Origin of the sequence: Butyrivibrio sp. VCD2006, from assembly GCF_000423925.1 — a bacterium.
Classification (GTDB): domain Bacteria; phylum Bacillota; class Clostridia; order Lachnospirales; family Lachnospiraceae; genus Butyrivibrio.
Map to the genome: position 1 here is coordinate 24026 of NZ_KE384105.1, position 23258 is coordinate 47283.

The following is a 23258-nucleotide window of genomic DNA, read 5'->3' on the forward strand; positions in this document are numbered from 1 at the left end:
TCCTCGCTGATGCTCTCTTTTCGATTTTTTAGTAGTTTACCATAAATTCATAAAAAATGAATAATTAATCAGTATTTTTCCCAAGTCATCCCTGCAAATTTTGTATGCTTTCTTGATTCCTCCATGGGCTGAGGCTTACCGAAGTGATATCCCTGTGCCTTATCGCAGCCGATTGTCTTTAGGAATTCAAAGTGCTCTTCTGTCTCAACACCCTCTGTAAGTGTCACATGCCCCATACTGTGAGCCGCCTGAACAATAAATCCAAGTACTGCTCCGGATTTTGGATTCCTGTCATATTGTCTGAGGAATGCCAGATCAAGCTTTAGGGTATCAAATTTATATTCCAAAATAGTTGTAAGTGAAGAATAACCGCTTCCAAAATCATCTATCCAAACCTGATAGCCAAGCTCCCTGAAATGATTAATGGCTCTTTTTATCAGCTCATCATCTTCAGTAAGGGCGCTTTCCGTGATTTCTATATCCAGCATATTTATCGGCATATCAACTTCCTTGCGGTATTTTTCTACCTCATCGATAACATTGCACAGATTAAAATCAAGTCTTGAAAGGTTAATCGAAACAGGCACAAGCATTTCTCCGCTGTCACGGAGCTTTGCATAATCCTCGCAAACCTTTTTTACTATAAACATATCAAGCTTGTGTATCTGCCTGTGTTCTTCAAGAATTTCAATAAATCCTCCGGGTGGTATAAGCCCCTTTTCCTTATCCTTCCATCTGGCCAGGGCTTCATAACCGCAAATCTCACCTGTCCTTGTACGAATTACAGGCTGATAGAACACCTTTATGTCTTCGTTCTCCACAGCATTGTCTATATTATCAAGAACAAACTGCTGCATCTGAAGCCTTGTATGGATGTCCTCATTGTAGAAGGCATAGGGTATGTCATATCTGGTCTTAATGTTTCTGCAGGCAAGGCGCGCATGATCGCATGCAAGACCAATATCATTACAATCAGGCTCCACCTTGTAGATGCCCGCCTTAATCTCCAGCTTTGCTCCCGGCACAAGCTTCGACACATCATCATGGATTTTTCTCACCACCGGCTCCACATCCCTTGAAAATGTGCAGACAACAAAATGGTCCTCTGAAAATCTCGCAACCATGCGTTCCAAAAACGAGTGCCAGAGCAGCTTCGCAATATCGTAAAGAAGCTCATCACCCTTTTGGAAGCCATATTTTTCATTGAAAAGCTTGAAATGATTCAGGTCAAAATAAATGACGGTTATGCCCTGTCTTCTTATCTGCATATCCGTCATTTTCTCCTGAACAACCTTATAAAAATGCGCCTGGTTCCACATACCTGTGAGCGCATCCATATCCTGATTCATCTCAAGAACCTGAGACTCGGCATAGCTGTTCTTATTTGTGTTGTAATATTCGTTCTGGTCTATATCAACTATATACACATAGTAATAATTCATCCCATTCTCTGAATGAACAAGATGACCAAAATCTTCTACATATCTGATATTTCCACGCTTTGTCATGATGCGGTAACGCACATAATCATGACGCATGGCACCAAAAACAGTCTGCTTATTAATGGTGCCCTGAGCAATTCCATAATCCTCAGGATATACCATTCCCCGGAACCGGCCGCCTGTCAGTTCCATAAACTCTTCCATAGAATCGCATTCATACATTCTGATGATATTAGAATCCGCAAAAACAATTTCATCGTTCTCATCAGCAATATACACAAAGAATCCGGCCGGAACATCATTTGGAATCCATCCGTTTTTCCTGGTAATAGTCACGTGTCCGCTTTTCTTCTTCCCATCTGACATATGACCTTCCCCCTTACATAAAAACTATTTTCAGACTACCACAAAATAATTGTATCTTATGCAGACTTAGAAAAGAATTAACTTATGATTAAAAAATGATAACCATTTTGTTATTGAAATAAGCTGGTGTTATTTTCTATATAGGAATTTTCTAGCAGCAACGGTAAGTATTCTATACGGAAGGGGTCTGAGCGCTCTGTCAGCGTTTTTGAGTTCTTCGATGATATGAATATGCTGAGGACAATGGCTCTCACATTTTCCGCATGCCACACATTGTGAAGGAAGTGCCGGCGTTTTGCGCATGCCAACCATACGCATATATTCCCATCTTCCGCTTCTTTTATCATCCATATACATAGCGTTATAGCATCTAAATGCGCTCGGTATATCGACACCTCTTGGACATGGCATACAGTATCCGCAGCCTGTGCAGCCCACCTTAAGAGTCTCATTTATGCTATTTTTGATGTTCTCTATAAGCTCAAAATCCTTTTCGGTAAACTCGCCTGCTTCAACCTCGGATGCAACCCGGCAGTTCTCCTCAACCATGGGAATGGAATTCATTCCGGAAAGGACTACGGTCACCTGCGGCTGATCCCAAAGCCATCTGAACGCAAGCTCAGGTGCGGTCCTGTGTTTTTCATCCTGAGCTATCATCTTTTTAGCTTTATCAGGAAGAAGATCAACCAGCTTGCCGCCTCTTAAGGGCTCCATTATTATTACAGGAATCCCCTTCTCTCCTGCTGCCATCAGGCCTTTTCTTCCTGCCTGAGAAACCTCATCCAGATAGTTGTACTGAATCTGGCAAAAATCCCAATCATATGCATTCAGAATTTCTATGAACATCTCTGAATTTCCATGAAAAGAAAAGCCTATCTGTCTTATTTCACCGGAGGCTTTTTTCTCGGCAATCCATTCCTCGATGCCCAGCTTTTTTAGCTTATTCCACGCTTCTATGTCGGATAGCATGTGCATCAGATAATAGTCTATATAACTGGTGCGAAGTCTTGAAAGCTGCTCTTTGAAGTACTTTTCAATGGCATCTTTGTTGGCTATCAGATATTGAGGGAGTTTTGTCGCAATATTGATTTTCTCACGTATGTGATTTTTCTCAAAAATCTCGCCTATTGCAACTTCGCTGCCTGAATAAATATAAGCTGTATCATAATAATTCACGCCGAGCTCATAGGCTCTCATGATTTCTTTTTCAGCCTTCTCCATGTCAATTCCGGCTCCGCTTTTTGTAAATCTCATGCAGCCGTAGCCCAGTAAAGACAGATCCTCACCTAACTTGTTTTTCCTATATTTCATACTAAATCTCCTGCCAAAATATATTTAAATTACATTACTGCTCAGCCAATTATCCCGAAATGTCGCAGCATAATTATCTTGATTACGAACACTCTAATTATTACATATTATCTTCAAAGTTCAATATGCTAAAAATGCTCCTACATACGAGGAGCATTCTTAATTAAATGTGCTATGTGAACAAGGGGGATGTATCTGTGTTTGTATTACATGAGTTTCTCAACGCATGCAGCTACATTTTCCATTTTCTCTGTGGGCTCGAAGCGGGCAACAACCTCACCGTTTCTGTCTACAACAAACTTGGTGAAATTCCATTTGATATCAGGATTATTCTTGTAATCCTTGTCAATCTTCTTAAGCATTACACCCATTGCAAGAGCTGCGGGTCCTTTACCAAATCCTTCAAAGCCCTTCTGCTCCTTAAGGAATTTGTAAAGAGGAAGCTGATTCTCTCCGTTAACCTCGGACTTCTTCATCTGAGGAAATTTGGTGTTGTAGTGAAGTGTGCAGAACTCGTGAATCTCATCATCGGTTCCGGGTGTCTGACCTGCGAACTGATTGCAGGGAATATCAAGAACCTCAAATCCCTGATCGTGGAATTTCTCGTACATATCCTCGATATCCTTGTAATGAGGTGTGAAGCCGCAGCCTGTAGCTGTGTTTACAACAAGGACTACCTTGCCCTTATAAGTCTCAAGGGAAACCTCTTCGCCCTTAGTATTGGTTACTGAATAATCGTAAAATCCCATGCCGGACCTCCAAAATAATTAAACTGCTGTTATGGTTAAAATAGCTTTTTTGTGTTGTTGTGTTGTTAGCTGTTTCTGTTTTATTTAATGCCATTATATTGTGTGCAATTTATTTTGTCAAGTATTTTTTATTTTCTTTTGGAAGTCGTAGGTACTTTGAGACTTCTAAGATAAGCCTTCTGTTCATCGATAATCCTATAGCTCTCAATTGATTTTTGAATGGCCTTGTTATGCGTCCAGGGATCGAGCCTTTTATTCTCAATAAACGGTATTACTGCCTCATACTGTTTTGCCAGTGCCGTTGCGAAATACCAGGCTATCATCATGTTTACATAGTACTCATCCGAGCGAAGTCCTGCCACCAGCTCGGGATATGATATGTCAAAATCCTCATCGAGAAAGTGCTCCATAAGCATCCCTACAGCAAAGCGGATTGTGTAGGTTTCTTCTGACTTTAGCCATTCATTTATTTTTAATAAAAGCTCAGACCTGTGCTTCTTGAATACCTTGGGCGACATCTGATCGCAGGTTGCCCAGTTATCTACATAAGGCAGAAATGCGCACAGCTTTTCCATGCAGCTGTCATAGTCCTTCATTCCCGAGATAATGAAGGCATGGAGCTGACTTTCATCAAAATATTGATGCGGAAGATCATTTAAGAATTCATCTATATCTTCTCTTTTCGAAAATTCCTTTGCAAGTTTTCTTAGCTCCGGAGTACGAACACCTATCATTGAATCAGGTACATATCCAGGAATAAGCTTTACCTGAAAATCACGGTATTTTATATCCTGTTTTTCAAATAAAAGTGTATTTATTTCTTCTGTTATCATAATGTTACCCTTTCAAAAAACATCCATACTGTATTATCGTTATTTGAATAATTTATAATTGTAATTATATCACCCAATAGACACTATGTGCGAAGTTTAAAAATATAGGAAAGGTAAAATGAATTTTTCACACGCAAAAACAGCGGCAGGTCAAATTGACCTGCCGCTGCAGATATGCTGGCAAAACTTTTTATGATACCATCTCACGATCAAGAAGTGATTCAGAATCAATAATAGAAATAAGCTCGTCATCCTTCTTTCCAACACCTGTTACAAGGGTTGTCTCTTTTCTGAGGAAAGGAGAAGGCTGCTCTATTTCATTATCAGAAAAAGTAAGTACTTCCTTAACTCCGTCAACGATTACACCCATAAGCTCGTCGTTTCCGATTTTCACAATTATGACACGGCTTCTGTTTGTGAGTTCATCTGTAGCCGCGCCGAGTCTTCTGCCAAGACTCATAACAGGAATGATCTCACCGCGAAGATTGATGATACCGTTAAAGCATTTGGGAGCACAAGGTACTCTTCTGATTGAAGGCATCATGATTATGTTATCGATACGTGATACATTTATTGCGTAAAGCTCTTTATTTACATTAAAAACGAGATATCTTTCTTCCTGACTTTCATTCTTATATATTGCTAATTCTGACATGTCTACCTCCTTATGCTGCAAATGACTGTATATTAAGAATCAGGGCTACATCATTCTCAAGGATAGAAGCGCCTGCAAAAAATTCGTTATCATTAAGGATTCCCATAGATTTTGTAAAGATATCCTGCTGTCCGTAAAGCTTATCTACAACAAGTCCAAAGCATGCATCATTTTGCATACATACAACTACGGTGATTGTTCCATCGTTTGCACCTGCTGACTCAATCTTGAATAATTTATCAAGATAAACAAGAGGAATAATACGCTCTCTAAGATAAATAACATCTTCAGATTCAACCTTATTGATGTCCGCTAAATTCACCTTTTCAATAGTCAAAACAGATGAAAGAGGAATTGCATAGGTCTCCTCATTGATGCCGGCTATGAGAGCCTTAGTGCTATCCGGCTGGGTGCTATTATTATCAGTTGCAATGATTTCCAATAATTCCATTTTTAACCTCACATTTCTATACTATTAACGCAACAGACTCATAAAGCATATTCTTTTCCTTTATGCACAATGGTTCGATTATACCTATTCTGAACCCGCTGTCAATAAGGAAAATCTTAAGAAATTAAATCTTTCATAAAATAAAAAGCACCTCTATGCCAGATATTATCTGAAATAGAGGTGCTTAATATTTAGTTAAAAATAAATTTTTATTTCGTAATATTTAAAAGTTTCCGATAAATTATTTCATGCCTTCCTGATCACATGTTATTACTCAAACCTCCAGCGATTCCTTAAAGGCGCTTTCGGCAAAGAACCTGCTTATGGCGTCTGTAAGAGTCTCCTTCTGGGAGGACTTAAGAAGATAACCATCCGGCTTATTCTCAAGTATCATAAATACATGCTCTCTGTCATTTTTACCTGTGAGAAATATAATAGGAATCTGGCACGTTTCAGGATTGGATTTAACTGCGTTCATTATCTCGTAGCCATTCATGCCGGGCATCTCGTAGTCCAAAAGTATCAGATCAGGCATATAGGAGGACAGCCCATCCAAGGCATCCTCACCGGTTGAGAACATATAAACGTTATAAATTGGCGATAACCAGTTCTCCATTATCTTAAGGAAATCAGGATCATCGTCCACCACAAATATTGATTTTTTCTGGTGGTAAACATCCTCAATAAAAGAGAAGCTCTCCATATCATTTACAAAAGAATCAACATTTACAGGTCGCTTATAGGTCTTTGAAACGCGATCCGAGCCATCAAGCGACATGGCAAACTCAAGGTCACTGCCCTCTCCCACAAGGCAGAGGATTTTGTTGTCGTCACGACACATTTCTCCAAGATGATTCATTATTACCGTAATGCGCGATTTATCATCGTCTCCGGGATAATAGATTACGATATTAGCTGCTGATCTATGAGTGATGATCTTTCCGGGATCAGCATCACATCTGATAACAGTAAATCCTGCATTTTCAAGCTTCTGTGCAAGTCCTTTATTAGAAATGCTTGATATTCCTTCAATAAAAAGAACGAATTTCTCTTTTGGCTCAGGTTTATTTTCCTTTTTCTTTTCAGGCTCCTTTTCTTCCTGCGCCTTCTTTGCGGTTTTATCCTCAATGAGCGGTGCCAGCACAGTTTGAAAGGCTCTGTATTCCTCCATGAGATACCTGTTCTCGTCGAGTATGGTCGTATACCTTGCGTTTTTCCCGGCCTGTTCCATCTCATATGCAAACTCGCTAAGCTTCCTTGCACCTATAAGAGCAGAAACACTTTTGAGCGAATGAACTCTCATGGTATACATTTCCCAATCTTTTTTTTCGCAGAAATCGAGAATCTCATTCGTCTTTTGCTTTATCGAGGCTGCAAAAACCGTAAGGGTTTCCATATAATCCTCAGCTGTCTCACAGTTTGCTATGCCCTGAACCAGATCAAGATGTGATGTGTTCTTAAGCCACAGCGGAAGCTTTTCCACCTCTTCTCTGACGTGAATCTCGCTCTTCTCCTTTTGCTCCTGCTGCTTCTTTTCCTGCTCCTCTTTTACCTCCTCATCTTCCTTGGCAAGCCAGGTCAGAAGTATCTCAGAAAGTTGCTTGGGATCGATGGGCTTTATAAGCACATCTGCAAATCCCGCGGCCTTGTACAGATTGATATTACTTCGTCCTTCTTCTGTCGTATGACACACAACGGGAGTCTTACGCCCCTGCTCCTTAAAAATGTCTTTAAGCCTGACAAGAGTATCAACTCCGTCAAGGTCAGGCATTCTATGATCCAAAAGGATTAGATCGTAGGACTTCTGCTGACACAGTTCTATACACTCCTTACCGGTCTCAACCTGATCGGATGAAACGCCATTAGAAGCCAAAAGTGAAGCAAGGATTATTCTGTTTGCAAGCATATCGTCAACTATAAGAACCCTGGAATTATTGTTTTCCATTCAGCTTTGTACTCCTTCTTTCATGAATCAGGTAATACGCTTCATCTATGGCCTTACATAAGAACCTGTGCTACTGCGTCAAGAAATGCGGCTTTCCCCTCGGATTTAGGCAAAACCTTCTGAGGATTTAAGCTTTCAAGCTCTTCCTCTATCTCCTGATCCTGCATCCCTGTTCTGACAACGACTCGCAGGTCCTTAAACCTCTCATCCTCACGGATTTTTCGAAGTGTCTCCGTTCCATTCATTTCAGGCATGACATAATCAAGCAGTACCAGGTCAATCTTTTTATCTGAAAGCACGCTGAGTGCCTCCATTCCTGACATTGCCTTTATTACTTCATAGCCTGCCTTTTCAAGCCATCTTCCGCTCATTGCAAGAATATCTTCATCATCATCAACAAGTAAAATCACAGCCATAATCTAATCCCCCATCACGCTTTACTTAATGAATTTTTCCAATGTTCCAAACAGAGCATCAGGCTCAACCGGTTTTGACAGATGCGCATTAAGCCCCGCCTTTAATGACAATTCCACATCCTCATCAAATGCATTTGCTGAAAGTGCGATAATAGGTACAGTCTTTGCATCATCTCTGTCAAGCTTCCTGATTCTTTCAGTTGCCTTAAGTCCGTCGCATTTTGGCATTCTGATATCCATTAGAATAGCGTCGTATCCGCCCACTGGACTCTGTTCAAATAACTTTATTGCCTCAAGACCATCTGATGCGTGATCCGCCTCTATTTCTCTCATCTTGAGCATCTGCTTCATGATAAGTGCGTTAATATCCATGTCTTCAGCTATAAGCACCTTCCTGCCCTTTAGCGCCACCTTCGCTGCTTCACGGTATCTCTTCCTCTTATCAGTAATTATCTCTTTAATCTCTTTTCTGATACTCCCTGCAAAAAGCGGTTTTGCAAGAAAAGCATCAACTCCCGCTTTTAATGCCTCATCAAGAATTTCATCCCAGTTATAGGTTGTCAGGATAACCGTGGTGTCCTCATCCTTATATTCCTCGCGCAGAGATCTTGTCACCTGTATTCCGTCCATCTCAGGCATTCTCCAGTCAACAAGAAAAAGCTGATAGGGCTCCTGCCTGGCCTTGCTCTTTTCAATCATGGAAAGTGCTTCTTTGCCGCTAAGGCAGAAATCAGCCGCAATTCCTATCCTGCCAAGAACAAGCTGCGCATGCTCACAGGCTGTTACATCATCGTCCAGGATCAGCGTCTTTATTTTTCCGGGATCAAACTCGTCACCGCTGCCATGCTCCTCACTTATACCAAGAGGAATGACTGCCGTGAAGGTTGTCCCGACATTCTTGGTTGATTCGACTTCTATGGTGCCATTCATCATCTCCACGATTTTCTTCGTGATTGCCATTCCAAGGCCGGTGCTTCCGAATTTATTACTTGCTCCTTCAACCTCCTGTGAGAAGGGCTCAAATACTTTAGGCAGATAATCTGCGTCCATTCCGATTCCTGTATCCTTAATCGTAAAACGGACATTGGCATTCTTTTTATTACGGCTTTCCTCTTCCACCAGGAAAAACACTGTTCCCGGAGCATCAGTAAACTTGACAGCATTTCCGAGAATATTGATGAGTGCCTGCTTGAGCTTCATCTCATCTCCAATGTAGTAATCATCCACATGGCCCTTTATATGGCAGACAAACTCCAGCCCCTTATCAACACACTGTGATTCTACCATGGTATTTATCTGTTCCACCATATCTCCGAAGGAAAAGTCCTGCCTCTTAATGGTGACCTTGCCGGACTCAATACGGCTCATATCCAGGATATCATTGATAAGTGACAAAAGGTGATTTGCACTGGCACCTATTTTATTTAGTATTTCTCTTGTTTCATCAGGGAGGTCAGGATTTTTGAGCGCAATATTATAGAGTCCTATGATAGCATTCATTGGAGTTCTTATCTCATGGCTCATATTTGAGAGGAAAGCGGTCTTTGCCATATTGGCGTGCTCCGCCTCCTCCAAGGCCTTTTCCAGCATTTTGTTTCTTTCCTGTTCCTCTTTGATCAGTCTGCTGTTATCATCACCCATTTTTTACTCCTTAAGTGCTTTATCCAAAACATTCTTAAGTTCCCTGTATTCTGTCAAAAGTTCAACGGTATCTGCTTCGAGGTTTCCTGTTTCACCCTCCTTGGCTTTTGCCTCCAGTGCCTTGGCTTTTTCCGACACGGACATTGCTCCTATTGCAAGTGAGGTGCTCTTTAGAGAATGGACATTGATTATATATTTTTCTATGTCATTATCCGAGAGATTCTTTTCTATCTGCGCCGCCTTATCCTCTACAGACTTGGCATAGGTGCTGATGGCATACATATAATCATCTGCATCCCCGCAGTACCCAAGGCCCTTCTCAACATCAATACCGCTATGCTCCCGCAAAACCTTAGGTATCTCTTGAAGCTCGTCATCCTCATCTGACTCCTCTTTGGCCTCTGCGGAAGGATCAATAATAGTTATCTTGTCATTAGGCAGGTATTTGAGCAGCATGCTCTCCATCTCATCGATATTTACCGGCTTTGCGAGATAATCTGTAAATCCGGCAGCGATAAGCTTTTCCTTATCACCTGCTATCGCACTTGCAGTCAGAGATATTATCGGCACCTTTTCATAGAAATCAGGGAACCTCCGCTTTATCTCCGAAAGAGTCTCAACACCGTTCATATTCGGCATTCTGTAATCCAGAAAAACCATGTCATAAGGTTCTTTTTCTATTTTTGAAAGACACTGCGACCCGCCTGATGCAGTATCAATATTCATACAGGTTCGCTTGAGAAGGCCTTTTATTACCTGAAGGTTCATGGGAGTATCATCAACAATCAGGATTTTCAAATCCTTAGCAACAAAATAGCTGTGCTTTTTCTGGGCGTTTATCCTATCCTTCTCTATCTGGCTAAAATCTATGTCTCCAAGAGGCGCTTCATCGATTATTTTCTGCTTCAGGAAAAATGAAAATCTTGACCCTCTTTCATATTCACTTTCTACTTCCAGCTTTGAATCCATCTGTGACAGAAGCTGCTTTGCTATGGCAAGACCAAGTCCTGAACCCTCGATTGTTCTGGTCTTCCTGACATCGAGCCTGTCAAATGCTTCAAAGAGCCTTACCATTTCCTCCTCACGGATTCCAATTCCGGTATCCAATACAGTGACCTCTATATTTGCAACTCCATCCTGTATTGATTCAAGATATACTATGAGCTTTACATAGCCCCTCTCCGTATACTTGATGGCATTGGTGAGCAGGTTGGAAATAACCTGTTTTATCCTTATTTCGTCGCCAAGAAGCATTGATGGTAGCTGTGGATCAACCTCAAATTTAAGAGCAATTCCCTTTACCTCTGCCCTCAGCTGCACAAGATTGTACAGATCAGCGTACAGAGCCTTTGCAGAATAAGGCTCCACCACAAGTTCCATCCTGCCTGTCTCTATCTTGGAAAAATCCAGAATATCACTTATTATCCTAAGAAGGCTTGTGCCCGCCTTTCTGATATTTTCGGAGTATTCTAAAATCGTAGGGTCATTGCACTCACGCTGGATCAATTCATTCATTCCAAGTATCGCTGTGATAGGCGTTCTGATTTCGTGACTCATATTTGACAAAAACGCCGTCTTTGCCTTATTGGCCTGCTCAGCCTCAATAAGGAGTCTTTCGAGCTGTTCATTTCTCTCAGCCTGTTCCTGCGCTATCCTTGTTTCAGTTATATCGGATATGAAAACATAGTAGACATTGCCGAAGCCCGGAAGATAAGTGAATCGACCGTAATCATCAACCCACCTTTCTACGCCATCTTTCCTGATTATTCTGTAAACAACATAATCAAGATTATGCTCGTTATCCTCAGCAGCAATCTGCTCGTCTATAGATGCCTGAATATTCTCAAAATCTTCAGGATGAACCATACCGCGAAAAGTATAGCCGGTGTGATCCTTGAATTCCTCAAGTGTTTCGCATCCGAATATCAGAAGCGTTGCCTGATTAACATAGAGTATTTCCTGCTTATCATCAGCCCTGTAAATAAAGAAGCCTCCGGGCATCTGTTCAGCAAGCCACTCTATTGCAGTAAATATCTGCTCATCCGGCATTTTATCGGAAAGATTTCCATTATAGATTGAGTTACTCATATGCTCTACCTTCCGTAAATTGAATCCATTTTCAGTCTGGTCAATTCGCGTAATCAACATATCCGGCTACTCAGATTATACCCCTAAACAGAGCCTTATTACGAAAATTTATAAATGTTTAATCATTTATAAGCAAAAAAATAAGAGGTATCTGTTAAGAACACCTCTTACTTTTACTTTATAAATTGATTCCCACTACTTTTTTACAATGAAGTTCTCGTCAAGAGAACTACGGTTTCTGCGGTTCGCTGTCTCCACTCTGTCTTCGTGCTTCGCACTCGCCAATCGTGGACAGCTATCGCATGGACAGCGTTACCCTTTCGACGTCGTCCCTTCGGTCCTAGTCAAAAGGACTACTGTCTCGATTTGCGAACCATTGTCCAAACTAATCTTCATATCTTTTGAAATGATTGGAAGATTGAACAGTAGCTATTTTTTTAAATAAACCAATATGGAATTTGAAGTACATTTTCCCTCAGCGAACCTGGCATGGGACACATACATATAACTGCGCCTGTGCCCCTTTTCTTTTCCGGTATCTTATCAAGTACTTGGAAAGCAGATGTCATATCAGCCAAAGCGTTAGCGCTTTGCTTGATTTCAATTGGATATAGAACTCCATCCTGCTCGATTATAAAGTCAATCTCTGCTTCTTCATAAGTTTCTGCACCATTTTTTTTGATTTTTTTCTTATCTTTTCCTCTGTAGTAAGATACAAAATAACGATAATCTAATCCCCTATTAGAATAGCTTTTTAGGATCTCTGAAATCACAAATGTTTCAAAAAACTCCCCACTCATTGCCCCTGTCGCTAAAGTTTCGGGAGTAAGCCATCTTGTGAGGTATGCAGCCAGTCCGGTATCCCTAAAGTAAAGCTTTGGAGTTTTGATTGCACGTTTAAGTGCACTATTAGCGTATGGTTCAAGTATATATACAATACCGGAAGCCTCTAAAATAGAAATCCAATTCTTTATAGTATTGGCATCCTTACCGACTTCATCTGCAATATTTGCATAATTAAGCATCTGACCGGTTCTGGCAGCACATGCAACCATAAATCTGCGAAAAGCATCTAGATCCTGTACAGCTGCTAATTCTCTAACATCACGTTCTAAATAAGTCTTTACATAACTCGAAAAAAACATCGCCCAATCCATGTCGGGATCTTGCATTTCAGGGTACCCGCCCCGGTGGATTATTTTCCATATATTAGATGGCTTTATAGCCTCTTTATTTCTGTCCTGTACATATTCCATTGTTGGAAGAAAAGGACTTGTATAATTACTTTTCATGATTTCTCTAAGCGATAAAGGCGGCAATTCGATAATTGCTACTCGACCGGCTAATGAATCAGATGCCAGTTCCATCAGTTTAAATGGCTGTGATCCTGAAAGATAGAATAATCCCTTTGAATCACTATTATCACTGCTTTGTTTTATATATCTAAATAAAGATGGCACATATTGAATTTCATCTAAAAAGACAGGCGGTTCGTTTAGTGATAAGAACATCTCCGGATTATTCTTTGCCTGTTCCTCAACAAAAGGATCATCAAAGGAAACCTGCTTTATATCTGAATACAGATGCTTCACCAAAGTCGATTTTCCTGTTTGTCTTGCGCCTGTTACTAGTATGCACTTAAAAGTTTTTGCTGAGTGCTCAACCACTTCTTCAATAGCTCTTTTAATATAATCCATGCCATTCTCCTTAAGCAAATTCGACTAATACGGAATATAATTCCTGATTAGTCATATTTTATCGCTATCCATTAATTATTTCAATAGACAAATGACTAATATGTAATCTGATTCCGTATTAGTCGTATTAGCAAATAGCATCAGTATTTCATGGCTTTTGGACACTTTACAGCGAATCAAAGACACGGTCACACTGTATAAAAAACATTAAGCTGTCTCTAACAGCTGGTATTTCACGAGTTTTGCGAATTCACCGTTTTTCTGCATAAGCTCTTCATAGTTGCCCTCTTCCACAATCTGACCCTTTTCAAGAACTACGATTCTGTCGCAGTCCTTAATGGTTGACAATCTATGAGCGATTACGATCCTTGTGCAATTAAGGTCAGAAAGTGCATCCGTTACTTTTTTCTGTGTCACATTGTCAAGGGCACTTGTTGCCTCATCCAATATAAGCATTGAGGGCTTCTGAGCAATAGCACGGGCTATCAGAAGCCTTTGCTTTTGTCCTCCTGAGAGAGCTCCGTTACCATCACTTACAATTGTAAACATACCAAGGGGCATTTCCCGGATATCCTCAGCTATCCCTGCCTTCTCGGCTGCATCCCAGGCCTCCTCTTCCGTAAGTCCCGGAGTGGAGATTGCAATATTGGTAAAAAGGTTGCCCGTAAAGAGCTTTCCATTCTGGAGTACTACGCCTATCTGCTGCCTCACACATGCAAGGTCGAGGTTATTCAGGTTATCTCCGTCATAATATACCGCCCCGGTCTGGGGCTTCTCAAATCCAAGAAGAAGTCTTGTCAGTGTGGTCTTTCCTGATCCCGAGCCTCCGACGATAGCAACATACTCTCCTGCTTTTACAGAAAAATTCAGATTGTTCAGTACAGGCGGAGCATCATGACTGTACCGGAATTCAATATTTTCAAGCTCCACATTGCCCTTTAAGGTACCTATATCTCTTCCGCCCGAAATAATCTCAGGCTCTGTTTCCAGAATCGGAGCCAGCATTCTCATTATGGGCTCAATGGATGCAATCTGGGATCCAAGGCCTGCAATACCCATGACAGCAGCATTTGCAAGACCATAAGCCGTATAAAAATACACAAACTCTCTGCCGTTAAGATTCAAAGCATCCGCAAAGTAAAACAGAATACCCATTCCAAAGATATTGACAGCAGGCAGAAGTGCATTCTGTAATTTGACATGAATTGGCGGTCTGTATTCTGCATCTGCCTGATGCTTGTAAACCTCCGCATAGCGGGCAAGGCTTCTCTTCTGTGCTCCAAAGACCTTGATCTGCTCAATTCCTGAGAGAATATCAAGGGCCAGTGAATTCGTAGCAACTGTGCTATTTAGCCTGTCGCTGACATTTTTCCTAAGCCCGTATATTCCATTGATCTGAATAATCAGCTCCAATATCAAAATACAAAGAGCAGGAAACTGCATCCCGGGTACGGCAGCTTTCATCTGAAAAATATACAGACCGGAGAACACCAGGGCAATTCCACTGGAAAACCAGATATTACTCCATATTGTGCAAAGCGGTTCAATGTATGATAGCGCACCGTAAACATCTCCTGTATGATGATTCCTGAAAAATGACGCCGGAAGATCAAGAGTTCTTGCGAACATGGCACTTTGTACAGACAGGGTCATTCTCTGTGAAATTCTGTTTTGTGTAAGACTCTGCAAAATACTGATTATATATCTGGCAATAATAGCGTTGACTAAAAAGGATGATAATGAGAAGACCATCTTGGCATTTTTTGTTATGATAATCTGTTCCAGCATGAGCGAATTGGCCAGAGGAATGATAAGACCAATGAGTGCAACAAAAAGTGCGGTAAAAATAGCAAGCATAATATCCTTAAGATCAACCGTCTCCATCATGAACTGAAATAGTCCATATGAATTCAGCTTTTTCTGTGGCAAAGGCCTGTAGTAAATAAATGCTGCCCGCTTAATACCATCTTCATTATTTTTCGTGACAATGACTCTGTTACCGGTTTCCGGGTTATGGTAGTAATATACTCCGAGCTTATCCGGCAAAACAGCAACTACTCTTCCATTTTCAAGCTCTCCCATATAAGCGCCAACTGCATTCCTGTACCATCCCTTCAAAAGTTCACAGGGTCTTTGCATAACTCCGTTTTCTCGCAGAACATCCAGCATATATTTCTCGCTGTTTGAGCTGTAGGGATCAAAGGAAGGTGCATCAATCCTAAGATATCTGCAGATATTGTACAGAGCTATCGGTCTGTCAAGCTTAGGATCTTCGCTTTTAAACGTGCCCTTTTCCTTTCTTGATTTAAAAGTCTCCTCAAATGAAGAATACGCATTATCAAGACGCTCATTATCATTTTTTCTTCGATTTCTAATCTTTTCATCACTAATCATAATCTCACACCATTGACACGAGCTCATAGTACTTGCCCTTTTTATCAAGAAGCTCCTCGTGTGTACCTGCCTCAACTATTTTTCCGTGATCAAAAACAATTATCCTGTCACAGCTGCGCACTGTAGAGAGTCTGTGCGCTACTATTATGGTTGTTATCTTTCTGCTTTGTATTGATTTCATTACATGATGCTCAGTCATGGCATCCAGCGCACTTGTCGCTTCATCAAGAATCAGTATGCTGGGGTTAAGAGCAAGTGCTCTGGCGATTGAAATCCTTTGCCTTTGTCCTCCTGACAGATTAATACCGCCTGAGGAAACCCTATGCTCATAGCCGCCAGACATATTCAAAATATCGTGATGTATAGCAGCCTCCTCAGCAGCATCAGTGATTTCTCCATCCATTATCGTTCTGTCCCACAGGCTGATGTTGTTCCTTATGGAATCATGGAAAATAGCACACTCCTGATTTACCATGGCAACAGAAGCATGGTATACCGCACTGTCTATATCGTTTATTGGTGTACCATCAAACAGAATCTCACCGCTCCAGGGATGCACAAGACCAGTCAGAAGCTTTGCCATTGTGGATTTCCCGCTTCCTGAGCTGCCAACAAATGCTATGCTCTCTCCTTTTTTAATCGAAATATTCAGATTTTCAAACAGTGGATCCACTGCTTTCGAATATCCAAAGGTCAGATTTTTAATCTCTATATCTCCGGACAGTATTATTTGTTCTTCGCCATCCAATATGAACTTTTCCTTAAATGTATCCTCCTTTTCATACCGTATTACATCCTCAAGCTTATTTATGGAGGTTGTCAGCTCCTTCGTGCTCTTTATGGTTTCCGAAATGTTCTTTGCAGGCTCTGCAAGTTTAGTTGCCAGGGTCTGAAAAGCCAGAAGAACGCCTACCGTCATATACCCTTTCATTATCAAAAGCGCACAGAACATCAGTATTAAGGCACCTGTCAGATCCTGTATAAAAAGCGAAAAACCGACAAGAATGGATGCCGTAAGATTTTCTTTTGTTTTTCCTGTATTAACCTTAGCCTGCCACGAAGCCCATCTTGCAAAATAGCCTCCTGCAACTCCTGAGGTTTTAATGGTCTCTATCATGTCGATTCCTGATACCATTACAGCATCCATCTGCATTGAGGAATTCAGTCTTTGTTGCATGTAGCGTACCGTGGATGCAGAGGCAAACCTGGTTACAAATATATTGAGCAAAACCAGAAATGTCGCAAGAATAGCAAGCCCGATATTACTTTTCATCATAGCAAGAAAATAAAGCACCGCCATTAACATCTGAACCAAAACCGGAACCAATTTATCGAATAATGACTGGGTGATGGTTGAGTTTAGAGTAAGGCGTCCAATAAGCTCACCGGGACTTCTCTGCATAAAAAAGTCCATGGGGAGCTCTAACAGATGTTTGAAAAACGCCATGTTAGCCCTTACACCAAATCTCCCCTTAATCTTGTAGTTATACAGTTCTTTCAGACTATCCGCGGCAAGCTCCATAAATCCAGCTCCGAATATCAGCAGGTAAATCAATAAACCACCGGTTCTATGATAACCATCAAGCTGATCATCCAGAAACATTCTCTGAAAAGCAGGAACAAGGAGGCCTATCATGGCTATGATCAGCGCATTCAAAAGTACAAAGGCTACGCCGTCCTTACTCTGTTTCATCCACGAAAGCAGTGATGCCAAAACTCCGGGACGCTTACCGCCCTTTTCAAATTTTTCTGTAGGAGAAAATTCGAGAACAATACCGGTAAAGCTCCTGTTGAATTCCTCCATTGATACCGTAATTTCTCCGCGTCCTGGGTCATTAAGATATGCCTTATTCTTGCCAAAGCCTCTTAAAACTACAAAATGAGACATATTCCAGTGTATAATTGCCGGCATTTTCACCTTGGTCATACAGCTCTCGACAGAATAGCGATATCCATCTCCCTGCAGGCCATAGTGTTCTGCGGCAGCGAGAATCAGTGATGCCTTTGAACCGTCTCTTGACACATTGCAGTCTTTTCTGACTTGCTCAAGGGGGACATATTTGCCGTAATAGGCCAGAATCATACACAAAGAGGCGGCACCGCATTCCACATATTCCATCTGCAATACAACAGGAACCTTAATATGATGATAATGAAGCTTTTTTGATTTATCCTCAGCATTCATCAGCTATTTCCTCATCTCTTTTCATTACAAAAAATACTCAATAGGCCGAACATTTTTCTCTATGATCTCAGCATTAAAAATTGTGCGTTCTTCCAGTTCTTCTTCCGCATTGATCCATATGACATAACAATAGTTTTGTCCGTTCATAACCTTTTGCACAACCCAGTCGTTATATTCATACTCTTTCTCTATTTCTTCGCCTGAAAGAGGAAGCTCCGAAATATATATAACCTTTCCCCGCACGCTCTTTGAATCCGGGAAAGAGAGATGTACCTCATCACCTACTTCAATATCTCTTTTAATAAACTCATCCGGATCAATAAAAATATATGCCGTTTCATCCTTATACTCAGAGTACCCCAGACCATTCACACTAAGAGGCAGGCTCCCGGTAAATGCCCATTTCCAGAAACCGACAAATAAGATTAGCAATGCGATAAGAATAAGCCATCCTCTGCTGTCCGTAGTACTTATATACTCTCCCTTTTCATCCTGGATACTCAGCTGATCCATGCTTTCTTTTCTAAATAATCCCATATCTGCCTCCTTTAGTTTTCCTCTTTCTTACCTGAAGGAAGTGCCAGTGCAAGATATCTGTCGCTCAGATATAACATCAAATTGCTGTCAGTAAGTATATTCAGTGCTTCCTTTATCTCATCTTCACTGTACTTATCACCTAATTCTTCACAGATTTTTTTGTAGGATACAGGTCCCCACGCAAGTCTGTATATTTCACTCTGAATCCCCGTCAGCATAGTAAACGGACTCTTACTACAGGGCCTTGTGTCCATTATGAAAATTCCTTCCCCGTCATCATCCATTGTCAGGCCATGGAAATCAGGAAGTTCATCCAGTCTTTTCCAGGTTTCCACCATCTCGTCAAGCTTTTCATACAGCTCCTTGCGTCTTGCTTTTTCTTCCTTAAAGCTTCCGCCTGTCAGCTCATAGTACAAAATCATATTATTGTATCTATCGGGATCATCTCCGAACATATACCTGTATGCGCGATATGGTGTGAGCTCAAGACCATAGGCAGCAGGATCCTCATCATATTTAGAGAATTTCTGGAAGAGGATTGAATATGGTCCAAGGGGATGCTTGAAATGATAGAGCTTTGGTAAAAGCTCATAGAGCTCATAGTAGTCCTCATCCGTTTCACCCGGAATTGCATCAAGAATATTCCAGGCAAGCTCAAGTCCGTGATACCTTGCATATTTCAAAAAAGCTATGTGATTGACCGCTGTATTCCCCTTTCCAAGGAGCTTTAACATATGGTCATTAAGGCTCTCTATTCCAGGCTGCATTTTTACAAATCCTGCTTCTGCAAGCCTTTTTATGTCCTCTTCTTTTATGTTTGTTTTTATCTCACCTATGAGCTTGTACTTCTCCTTATTCTTTGCCATCTTCGGAATAAGCTCATGCAATACTTCCATACTCATAATGTTATCCGTAAGCTGAATATACTTTCCGGGGTATCGCGCATTAAGCTCTTTTAGTTCTTCATAAAGGCGCTCCGGTGACTTTGCACGGTAAATGTTTTTGTCACCATTAAGGCCACAGAAGGTACAGCAGTGCTTTTCCCCCCACCAGCAGCCTCTTGAGCCTTCCACATAAATTACATAGTCGCCTTCCATAAGCGGCTCTCCATTCTCTTTTACAAGAATTGACTTACCGTAATAACCACTACGCTCCCTATCCCATTCCTCAATAAAATCCGAATAATCAGGATAGGGAACCTTATTCATGTCCTTTGTTACTCTTGCCGGTACTACGCTCCCAAGCTCTGTCCCATACCTGACTACACCATAGGGCATGTCTGTTTCATCACCATCAATCAGCTTTTGACAAACAACATCAAAAACCTCGTCACCATCTCCAAAGAAGACATAATCAACACTTTTATAATGTCTTAAAACTGCTGCTCCGGCCTGGTCTCTTAAATTGGTACCACCCATAATTGTCTTTATACTGGGATCAAGCTCTTTAACACGCTTAAAAATCGCAAAAGTAGCATTCTGCTGTGAATAAATAGAGCTCCCAGCCAATACCTTTGCCCCCAGGCTTATTATCATTTGAGCAGTCACTTCCACACACAGTTCGGCTGCATCACGAACAGTATGTATAAACTCCCTGAAGCCCTTTTTATCCTCCAGAAGTTCTTCGATGATAAGTCCTTTTATGTAATCATTAACAGAATAGTTAAACTCAACATCCGTAAGATGGGCAAAGCAAAACTCCGGAATTCCGACAATTCCGGGATAAATGGCTGACTCCATGCTTATCTCTTTACCCAAAACATGCGACATAAAAAACATCGGATAAATCACTTTGGAGGATATTCCCGAGCCGCTAAGCCTTTCCTTGAACAAGGACAGCGCAAAGGAAGGCTGCGGTGGATACAAAAAAGGCGCTGACAAAAGCACAACATCATATTTGCCGTCTATTTCCCACTTAATATCATCTTTTACTACCATTCTTCCTCCTTTGTAACAAGCCTTATATATCTAAGCAAAGCGTATCCAATTCCGGCATAACCATCCATCAGTGATGGATCGGGACTGCCTGTCAGCGTACCAGGCAGCACCCTGAAGCCGCCGTTTTTTACTGCTCTTTCACTCATTTTCTTAAGAAACTGTCCAGCTCTTACTAAATACGACTTATCCTTAAATGTCTTCGCCGCTTCAAGAAGACACAGCACTACGCCGGCATTTCCGTTAAGAAGCGTGTCTGTTTCAAGAAGCTCATAGCTACTTATACTGTCAGCTGCAAGCTGCAAGAGTTCCTTAGCCTGCGGAACTACGCGAAGGCTCCCTGCTGCCATAAGCCCTATTCCCGGCACTCCTTTTTCCAGATCACAGGTTGCAAAAAGAGGCTTATCACACTTCTCTATATCAGGCCATGCTCCAAGCTTTTTACTGTATCCATTAAGAAGCTCACTGATAAGCAGACTGCATTTTTCGATACATTTATTCTTCCTTTTTTCATCCTGTATGTGTTCACAGCACAGGGATAGCAAATACAAAAGTCCTGCCTTCCCCTTCAGCATTCCATAGCCCGTCTCTTTGGAGTCGTCTAAGAAAAGCTTATCAGCCATGGTATCAAGCTCTGATAAGACTTTTTCAAAAGCCCATTTTACGCAAGCAACTTCCTTGCCCACAATTGCAAGTGCTGCAACAACATCAGGAAGTTCAAAGCCCTCATCACAAAGCTTTATCAGATCATCGCTCTCTCCTCGCGATAACAGTCTTTTGGTATCCTCATTACATATTTCAAGGATATTTCCTGCAGTTATATCATCACTATCCACAGTTCTTAAGTATTCCTCAAAGAAAACTGCAATTCCCTGCAATCCTTTTCGAAATCCCTTAGAATATTGCGGTGTATAGTTCTTATCATAGCTAAGGAAAATTGCATCCTTTCCGGAGACAGCAACCTTAAGCTCTGATATTTTCTCTGATAATTCCCTGGCCAGGGCCTTTGCATCATCTACTGTCAATGGCGAATCCGCTTCTCCAATCTGCACAGGCTCATCATTTTCTTTCTCTGCCTTATCTACAGCCTGAAGCAGTCTGACGCGAAGATAATCCATCTCAAATGCCTTATTGTCATCCCCCATATTGGAGAGACACAGCTTTGCATGCTCTAATGCTGAGATATCAAAAAAATTATCTATGAGAAAGCTATCCCGCGGATCGCCATAGAGACTATGTCCATCTGCCTTCATGGAAAAGAACGGAATATCCCCCTCTTCAAGATTGCTCCTTTCCCATGCAGTAAGCGTACTTACATCGTCAATTGCAAGGTCATTTAACCTTATACTCAGCTTATCAAGCTCCCTGTCCCTTCTTTTTCTGTCCTCAAGGAACTCCTTGGAATGCATCTCCTGAAGTGTCAGCGCATAATATGAGCTTGTGCGAAGGACAAAGCGGGCACTCATATTCCTATACTCATCAAGGAGCCCCGTTAACTCCTTCTTATTCTCACGAATAATGTCATACCCCTGTGAAAAGCCGTCCATGAACTCTTTTTCATATCCCTGTATGGTCTGCTTTTCTTTGTCAAATATCGGAAGCGAGCCGCCCTTTTTGCTATAAAGCGGACTCATCTGTTCCTTCCCCTGCAAAACCATGGGAAGCACCATTGTATTTGCCGAAGAAAACATAATACTTTTTACGATGGGATCTATTTCGTCAATACTCTTATAATCCGTTCCCTGACAGAGATTGTGGATAGGAGTTATGATAGTTTCCAGATCAATACACACCGGATATATTCCTGATGCAACTATATTCTCAAAATGCATGTCAGTGCTTCCAAGGCACCGAAACAATGAAAGCAAAATACCAAAATTATAGTAAAAAGAGGCAATATCCTCTTTATTTTTCAGCTCAATACTCTTAATTTCTTCAATAAATCCGTATTCTCCGTCTACAGACAGAGCGAACGGAGCACGGATTTTCCCGCTGAAAAATCTGTCTGCAAGCCTGTAAAACAGCTCGTCAGGTCTGCAGTCCCGAGGCTTATAATAAAAAACTCCACCCTCTGTTTCGACTTTAAGAGCGCTACAGCCATGTAGATGACAGTCTGCACCTGATGCTGACAGTCCGGTGATTTTACCGCTTCTGCAGCCACCCAAAAGCTCTCTCTGTATCCGCTCACTGTTTAAGGAAAACCTTTTTAAAAATGTATCAATAAATATTTGGAAATTATCGCATATGAGTCTGCGATAGTAATCTAGATCAGGATATTTCGAAAAAGGATTCTCTCCCCCGTTAATTCGCCTTATTACTTCATCCCGGGCCTTTTCTTTATCCTCATTGCTCACGAAAGAAAGACCTATGATTGCTGCAGGAACGATTCTATAAAGCTCGTCTGTATACATCTGCGAAACAATCGGGTCTACAAGATTTATCAGCCTTTTTTCAAGCAAGTCAAGTGCGCTTTGAGCGCCCTCTTCAGTAAACTCCCCTTTTGCTAAAAAGCCGGCTCTTTCTCCTTCAATAAATGGCTTTAAAAAGCTAAACACATTTTTCATTGTTCCCCATAAGAAAAAAGCGCCTTGAGGACATACGTCCCCAAGGGCCC

General features: G+C 41.3%; 16 protein-coding genes. All 16 read right to left on the bottom strand.

The genetic code is table 11. The annotated features are described in order from the left end of the window. Positions 1 to 68: 68 nt before the first annotated feature. Positions 69 to 1808, bottom strand: a complete 1740-nt coding sequence (locus tag G586_RS23610) for a bifunctional diguanylate cyclase/phosphodiesterase (protein ID WP_051204872.1) — start codon at positions 1806 to 1808, stop codon at positions 69 to 71. 129 nt (positions 1809 to 1937) lie between these two features. Continuing rightward, positions 1938 to 3119: an aldo/keto reductase gene (locus tag G586_RS0117115; RefSeq protein ID WP_026528682.1), complete on the bottom strand. Its 1182-nt coding sequence runs from the start codon at positions 3117 to 3119 to the stop codon at positions 1938 to 1940. 206 nt (positions 3120 to 3325) lie between these two features. Further along, entirely contained in the window at positions 3326 to 3868 is a 543-nt protein-coding gene (locus tag G586_RS0117120; protein WP_026528683.1) for a glutathione peroxidase, read from the bottom strand. 128 nt (positions 3869 to 3996) lie between these two features. Further along, positions 3997 to 4701: a DNA alkylation repair protein gene (locus tag G586_RS0117125; protein WP_026528684.1), complete on the bottom strand. Its 705-nt coding sequence runs from the start codon at positions 4699 to 4701 to the stop codon at positions 3997 to 3999. Between the two features lie 190 nt (positions 4702 to 4891). After that, the gene (locus tag G586_RS0117130; protein ID WP_026528685.1) at positions 4892 to 5356 is read right to left on the bottom strand and encodes a chemotaxis protein CheW; all 465 of its coding nucleotides are present in this window, start codon (positions 5354 to 5356) and stop codon (positions 4892 to 4894) included. A gap of 10 nt (positions 5357 to 5366) precedes the next feature. After that, positions 5367 to 5807, bottom strand: a complete 441-nt coding sequence (locus G586_RS0117135; RefSeq protein WP_026528686.1) for a chemotaxis protein CheW — start codon at positions 5805 to 5807, stop codon at positions 5367 to 5369. A 274-nt stretch (positions 5808 to 6081) separates the two neighbouring features. Further along, complete coding sequence (locus tag G586_RS0117140) at positions 6082 to 7752, bottom strand: response regulator (protein WP_026528687.1); 1671 nt, start codon at positions 7750 to 7752, stop codon at positions 6082 to 6084. Positions 7753 to 7805: 53 nt separating this feature from the next. Beyond that, entirely contained in the window at positions 7806 to 8168 is a 363-nt protein-coding gene (locus G586_RS23615) for a response regulator (protein ID WP_051204873.1), read from the bottom strand. A 21-nt stretch (positions 8169 to 8189) separates the two neighbouring features. Then, a complete protein-coding gene (locus G586_RS23620) occupies positions 8190 to 9809 on the bottom strand; it encodes a response regulator (RefSeq protein ID WP_051204874.1) in 1620 nt (539 codons plus the stop codon). 3 nt (positions 9810 to 9812) lie between these two features. Continuing rightward, positions 9813 to 11897 (bottom strand): PAS domain-containing hybrid sensor histidine kinase/response regulator, encoded by a 2085-nt coding sequence (locus tag G586_RS23625; protein WP_051204875.1) that lies wholly within the window; start codon positions 11895 to 11897, stop codon positions 9813 to 9815. Between the two features lie 437 nt (positions 11898 to 12334). Further along, on the bottom strand, positions 12335 to 13594 hold the full coding sequence (locus G586_RS0117160; protein WP_026528688.1) for an ATP-binding protein: 1260 nt from the start codon (positions 13592 to 13594) through the stop codon (positions 12335 to 12337). 207 nt (positions 13595 to 13801) lie between these two features. Continuing rightward, entirely contained in the window at positions 13802 to 15988 is a 2187-nt protein-coding gene (locus tag G586_RS0117165) for an ATP-binding cassette domain-containing protein (protein WP_035773490.1), read from the bottom strand. A 4-nt stretch (positions 15989 to 15992) separates the two neighbouring features. Continuing rightward, positions 15993 to 18173 (bottom strand): ATP-binding cassette domain-containing protein, encoded by a 2181-nt coding sequence (locus tag G586_RS0117170; protein ID WP_051204876.1) that lies wholly within the window; start codon positions 18171 to 18173, stop codon positions 15993 to 15995. Positions 18174 to 18197: 24 nt separating this feature from the next. After that, the gene (locus G586_RS0117175) at positions 18198 to 18710 is read right to left on the bottom strand and encodes a hypothetical protein (protein WP_026528691.1); all 513 of its coding nucleotides are present in this window, start codon (positions 18708 to 18710) and stop codon (positions 18198 to 18200) included. Positions 18711 to 18721: 11 nt separating this feature from the next. Further along, positions 18722 to 20647 (bottom strand): RiPP maturation radical SAM C-methyltransferase, encoded by a 1926-nt coding sequence (locus tag G586_RS0117180; RefSeq protein ID WP_026528692.1) that lies wholly within the window; start codon positions 20645 to 20647, stop codon positions 18722 to 18724. Beyond that, positions 20641 to 23208, bottom strand: a complete 2568-nt coding sequence (locus tag G586_RS0117185; RefSeq protein ID WP_026528693.1) for a DUF4135 domain-containing protein — start codon at positions 23206 to 23208, stop codon at positions 20641 to 20643. Before G586_RS0117185 ends, G586_RS0117180 begins: the two co-directional genes overlap by 7 nt. Between the last annotated feature and the right edge of the window lie 50 nt (positions 23209 to 23258).